At 69.8% G+C, this 4,683-nt stretch carries 5 protein-coding genes; 4 read left to right on the plus strand and 1 reads right to left on the minus strand.

The features are described from left to right. The 4 genes from Q0R63_RS06880 to Q0R63_RS06895 all read left to right on the plus strand — a co-directional run. Positions 1 to 958: alpha-isopropylmalate synthase regulatory domain-containing protein (locus Q0R63_RS06880; protein ID WP_295695646.1), on the plus strand; the 958-nt coding region annotated here is incomplete at its 5' end. Between the two features lie 2 nt (positions 959 to 960). Beyond that, positions 961 to 1,974: a lactonase family protein gene (locus Q0R63_RS06885; RefSeq protein WP_295695648.1), complete on the plus strand. Its 1,014-nt coding sequence runs from the start codon at positions 961 to 963 to the stop codon at positions 1,972 to 1,974. Between the two features lie 262 nt (positions 1,975 to 2,236). Next, complete coding sequence (locus Q0R63_RS06890) at positions 2,237 to 2,446, plus strand: hypothetical protein (RefSeq protein WP_295695651.1); 210 nt, start codon at positions 2,237 to 2,239, stop codon at positions 2,444 to 2,446. Between the two features lie 243 nt (positions 2,447 to 2,689). Beyond that, the gene (locus Q0R63_RS06895; protein WP_295695653.1) at positions 2,690 to 3,937 is read left to right on the plus strand and encodes a hypothetical protein; all 1,248 of its coding nucleotides are present in this window, start codon (positions 2,690 to 2,692) and stop codon (positions 3,935 to 3,937) included. Between the two features lie 6 nt (positions 3,938 to 3,943). On the opposite strand, the gene Q0R63_RS06900 is transcribed toward Q0R63_RS06895, so the two are convergent. After that, entirely contained in the window at positions 3,944 to 4,576 is a 633-nt protein-coding gene (locus Q0R63_RS06900) for an alpha-ketoglutarate-dependent dioxygenase AlkB (RefSeq protein WP_295695655.1), read from the minus strand. Between the last annotated feature and the right edge of the window lie 107 nt (positions 4,577 to 4,683).

Genomic DNA, 4,683 nt, shown 5'->3' on the forward strand with positions numbered 1-4,683 from the left:
CGGCACCGGGGTGGCCGCGGCCGAGCTGGGTTACCTGGCGGGGGCGGACCGGATCGAGGGTTGCCTCTTCGGCAACGGCGAGCGCACCGGCAACGTCGACCTCGTCACCCTGGGGATGAACCTCTTCTCCCAGGGCATCGACCCGCAGATCGACTTCTCCGACATGGCGCGGATCCGCAGCACGGTGGAGTACTGCAACCAGCTGCCTGTCGGCGAGCGCCACCCGTGGGGTGGCGACCTCGTCTACACCGCCTTCTCCGGCTCGCACCAGGACGCGATCAAGAAGGGCTTCGAGGACATGGACGCGCAGGTCGCGGCCTCGGGCCGGACGATCAACGAGCTGGTCTGGGGGGTGCCCTACCTGCCGATCGACCCGCACGACATCGGTCGTTCCTACGAGGCCGTCGTCCGCGTCAACAGCCAGTCCGGCAAGGGCGGTGTGGCCTACATCCTCAAGAGCGAGCACCAGCTCGACCTGCCCCGCCGGCTCCAGATCGAGTTCTCGGCGGTGGTGCAGAAGGGTACCGATCAGGACGGGGGAGAGGTCGCCCCGGCCGCGCTGTGGCAGAAGTTCCAGGACGAGTACCTGCCCGCTCCGCACGACGCGTGGGGGCGCTTCGCACTCGTCAGCGTCCGGTCGGAGTCCGAGGCCGCGGGCGCCAGCAAGCTGGTGGTGGGGCTGACCGATGCGGGTCAGGCGATCACCGTCGAGGGTGTCGGCAACGGTCCGATCGCTGCCTTCACCGACGCGCTGTCGACCCTCGGCGTCGACGTGCGGGTGCTCGACTACCAGGAGCACGCACTGTCGTCGGGCGGCGACGCGAAAGCCGCGGCATACGTCGAGTGCGCCCTCGGCGAGCGGGTCCTCTGGGGGGTCGGACTCGACTCCTCGATCGTCGTGTCCTCGCTCAAGGCCGTCGTCTCGGCGGTCAACCGCGCCCAGCGCGACGGGGCCTGAGCGTGGCCGGACCCACCCGCTACGTCATCGGCGGCTACACCGACGGGCCCGGGCAAGGGCTCGGTGTCGTCACCGTCGAGGACGGCCGACTCAGCCGGGCCACGCTGGTCGCCGAGGCCGACAACCCCTCCTACGTCATCACCTCACCCGACGGCCGGATCGCGTATGCCGTGCTGGAGCGTGACGCAGGCGCCGTGGCCGCCTGGGCGGTGGGGGACCCCGACACCGTGTGGGCACCGCTGGGGGAGGAGCAGCCCACCGGCGGCTCGGCCCCGTGCCACCTCGTCCTGAGCGCGGACGGACGCTTCCTCATGTCGTCCAACTACGAGTCGGGGTCGATCGCGGTCCACCCGGTGCTCGACGACGGATCACTCGGCGCGAGAACGCAGCTCGTGCAGCACGAGGGTCCGACGGGGCCGCACCCCGACCGCCAGGACGGGCCGCACGCCCACCAGGTCGTCGTCGGACCCGACGGTCACTACTTCGCCTGCGACCTCGGCCTCGACCTCGTGTTCACCTACGTGCTGAGCGGCTCGGGGCAGCTCGAGGAGGTGGCCCGATCGGCCATGCCGCGGGGGACCGGGCCGCGGCACTTGGCCTTCACCGCCGACGGCGCCACCGCGTGGGTCGTGGGGGAGCTGTCCTCACGAGTGGTTGTGTGCACGGTTGCCGGCCCTGTGCTCGAGCCGGTGTCGGGGGTGTCGACCCGGGCGCCGCACCTGCGGCTCGAGAACACCCCCGCGGCCATCCTCGTCACCTCTGACGGCGCGCGGGTGCTCGTGTCGAACCGCGGCGACGACACCGTCGCCGTCCTCGACGTCGAGAGCGGATCCCTGCGCCAGGACACGGTGCTCGACGTCTTCGGCCACTGGCCGCGCCACATCGCCTGGGCACCAGAGGGTCAGCTGCTCGTCACCAACGAACGCTCCGACGTCGTCGTGCTGCTCGGAGGGACGACCGACCGTCCCGGCGTGGCCAGGTGGCCCAGCCCGACCTGCCTGGCCGCGCTTCAGTAGCCGACCGGCTGGGTGACTCGCGCGTCTGCCTCCCGCCGGACAGGCACCAGCAGGCCGACACGCCGACCTCAGGCGTGCCCTCATCCTGTGGTGTGGCCTCTGCCTGTCGGTGGGGCGGCGCCCGCCTTTCGTACTGGCGGACAGAAGATCGACATCGGCGGTGCTGACCAGAGGTCCTCAGCCGCGGTGAGCTCGAGGACGCTGTCCGGGCAGCAACTCAGGATCGGAACGAGCGCCGGGCCCGCGAAGGGGCTTGATATTCTTGCTGCCCATCACGATTGTGCCGTCGCATCGAAAGTTCCTGCCTCATATCGTTCTGATCCTTGTTCTGGGCGGCGGGACGATGGCCTGGGATCATCTCGGTCCGAGTGGCGTGCCTGGCGCGATCGGGCTGGCTGTCCTGGCGTTGCTGCTCCTGGGCGTGACGGTCCATCTGATCGTCCTTTGGGCACGCAGCGACGAGGTCGCCTGACGGGTCGGCGCACGCCGAGGACGCGGAACTGGATCGAGATCCGCCGCCGGACAGCCTTGCTGCTCTTGAGGATCAGGAGAGGAACTTTGGGCAATCAGCCGTGCGGGGAGGCCTATCCCCCTAGATTTCGTTCTGCGTCGGCGGTGCCGAGACGGGACGAGGGAGTCGAACATGCAGGGATGGTCACGGACCAAGCAGCGACGAGCTCAGCTCAGGGCCGGTAGGCGGACAACCCTGGTTTCGGTGCTGGCCGCGACGATCCTGCTGATCGTGACCACCACGGCGTCGGCCGTGACCACCTCCGGGGGTGTCACCGCCACGGACCTCTCGGTTCTCCAGCAGCGGACGTGTGGCGCCACCACGTACGTCCCGTCGAGCACGCCGCAGCTGCGTGCCTCCGTCCCCCAGCAACCCGACTTCCACTACGTGGCCGCGCAGTTCCAGCTCCTCGGAGCGCCCGACCGGCACGTGGTTGCCGACAGCGGGTCGATCGAGACGATGCTGGGCACTGTCACGACGTGGAGCGCCCCGACCGTCGCCGACGGCCGCTACGTCTTCCGGATCCGGCTCCAGCTCGACTCCCACGTCCCGGCCTCTCCCTGGGGAGCCTGGGCGGTCTCGCCCCCGTTTGTCGTGGACGTCACCCTCCCGGCCGACCCGACCAGCATCACCAGCACCGACTTCCCCGAGGAGCTCTACGGTGAGCCGACCGGACTGTCCCCGGACGGGAGTGTCACCGGTCCCAGCCGTGGCAGCATCACGTTCCTCGGTGGCGCCGACACCAAAGCCTTCGTCTACAGCTGGTTCGGCGCCTTCTTCGGAGTTACGCCCTGCCCGGCCACGACGTCGGACCCGTCCGGCGGCGAGATCCTCACGACCGGTGGGCGTGCTGTGCTTCCGGTGCCTCCTGAGCTGCAGGCCGGATTTCACCAGCTCTATATCCGGGCTGTGGACCGAGCCGGCAACTGGTCCTCCCGGACGCTCTCCTACTTCTTCTCCATCGCCCCGTACATCGCCGGGGCTACTCCGGGCAGCGATCGTGCCGAGGCGGAGTCAGTGCCGGTCACGACGCGGGCGACCACCTACGTCGAGCGCCGTTCGAGCAGCTCCCGCGGTGCCGAACGGGTGACCGTCACGTCTCGGCCGGGGCAGCGCGTGGCGCTCCAGGTCACCGCGCCACAGGACGCGACCTACGGGATCCAGCTCGCAGGCACCGAGGGCGACCACTTCGGCACCGTCAACGCGCTCGTCGACGGGGTCGTCCAACTCGATCCCCATACGGGAGCACCCCTCCTCATCGACCTCTACCGTGCCACCGCTCAGCACATCGAAGTCTTCGTCGGGAGTGTGGCGCTGACCGCCGGAACGCACACCGTCACGCTCGTGACCATCGCCCCGAATCCGTTCAGCCGCAGCGTCCGTGACCACGGCGTGGTCGATCACGGCAACTCCATCGGGCTCGACTTCCTCCGTCTCGTGCAGTTCCCCTGATCGGCGTCAGCGGACGCCGAGGACGCGGAACTGGATGGAGATCCGCGGGCCGATCGTCCTGCTGCTCTTGGGGATGGCGTGGTCCCAGGTGCGTTGGCAGGAGCCGCCCATGACGACGAGGTCGCCGTGGCCGAGCGGCATACGCAAGGCCGTGGGTCCGCCGTCGCGCGGGCGCAGGTGCAGCGGCCGCGGGGAGCCGACGGAGAGGATGGCGACCATCGTGTCCTGGTCGCGGGAGCGGCCGAAGCGGTCGCCGTGCCAGGCGACGCTGTCGCGGCCGTCGCGGTAGAGGCAGAGGCCGGCGGTGCGGAAGCGTTCGCCGAGCTCGGCCTCGTAGTGGTCGCTGAGGGCCTCGCGGACGGTGATGAGCATGGGGTGGGGAAGCGGCTCGTCAGCGGCGTAGAACTTCGTGAGGCGGGGGACGTCGACGACGGTGTCGTACATCTGGCGCCGCTCGGCCTGCCACGGGACGTCGGCGAGCAGCGTGTCGAAGAGCAGGTCGGCGCCGGCCAGCCAAGCCGGCCGGTGGTCCACCCAGGCGCCGTGGCTCAGCGCCGTGCGCGTCAGCCCGGTCTCGAGGCTGCGCGGCTCCATCGTCTGGGTGAGGTCGAGCAGCGACCCCTGCACGGTCATCGACATGACGCTGATGGTAGCCCGGATTAGCACACCTGTTCGAGGACTTTGACGCTGCGTCATCGGGGTTGACGCCCGCTATAACGGGCGTCAACCCCCTTGACGCAGCGTCA

The organism is Lapillicoccus sp., assembly GCF_025353065.1.
GTDB lineage: Bacteria > Actinomycetota > Actinomycetes > Actinomycetales > Dermatophilaceae > Lapillicoccus.

Coding starts and splice junctions, on each gene's coding strand:
- Q0R63_RS06900 (WP_295695655.1), bottom strand. CDS start 4,576: ATGTCGATGACCGTGCAGGGGTCGCTGCTCGACCTCACCCAGACGATG.